The organism is Streptomyces sp. A01 (assembly GCF_059026195.1).
Genome location: NZ_JBWLKN010000109.1, coordinates 1 through 831 on the forward strand (window position 1 = coordinate 1; position 831 = coordinate 831).

An 831-nucleotide genomic window follows, 5' to 3' on the forward strand; every position below is an offset into this window, starting at 1 on the left:
CCACCACCGAACCCACCATCACCTCGTCCTCCCGGCCCTGGCGGCCGGAAGGCACCGTCTTGATCACCGGCGGTACCGGCGCCCTCGGCTCCCACATCGCCCGCCAACTCGCCGCCCGGGGGACGCCTCACCTCCTGCTCCTCAGCCGCCGCGGCCCCCACGCCCCCGGCGCGAGCGAACTCCACACCCACCTCACCGAACTCGGTGCCCACGTCACCATCACCGCCTGCGACACCACCAACCGCCAAACCCTCGCCGACACCCTCGCCACCATCCCCACCGAACACCCCCTCACCACCGTCATCCACACCGCGGGTGTGGCGATGACCGCTTCCCTCATCGAGACAGGAACATCGGACCTGGCCACCGTTTCCGATCCGAAGGTGGAGACGGCGAGGAACCTTCACGAACTGACGCGGGATATGGGTCTGTCGGGCTTTGTGTTGTTTTCGTCGGGGGCTGGTGTGTGGGGTGGGGGTGGGCAGGGTGGTTATGCGGCGGCGAATGCGTTTATGGATGGGCTGGTGTTGTATCGGCGTGGTGTGGGGTTGTGTGGGACGTCGGTGGCCTGGGGGGCTTGGGGTGGGTCGGGTATGGCGGTGGAGGAGGAGTTTGCTGAGCGGATGCGGCGGCGGGGTGTGCGGGCCATGGAGCCTGGGTTGGCTCTTGCGGCGTTGTGGGAGGCGGTGGAGCGGGACGAGGGGTGTGTCACGGTCACCGATATGGACTGGCCGCGTTTCGCCAAGGCCTTCACCTCGGTCCGCCCCTCTGCGCTGATCAGCGATATCCCCGAAGTCACCGCCGCTGCCGAGCCGGCTGAGCCGGGTGTGG

General features: G+C 68.2%; 1 protein-coding gene. It reads left to right on the forward strand.

The window, feature by feature from the left end:
• Positions 1 to 59 precede the first annotated feature (59 nt).
• Positions 60 to 831 (forward strand): beta-ketoacyl reductase (locus tag AC5P1B_RS35735; protein WP_493892204.1); only part of this gene is annotated, 772 nt, incomplete at its 3' end.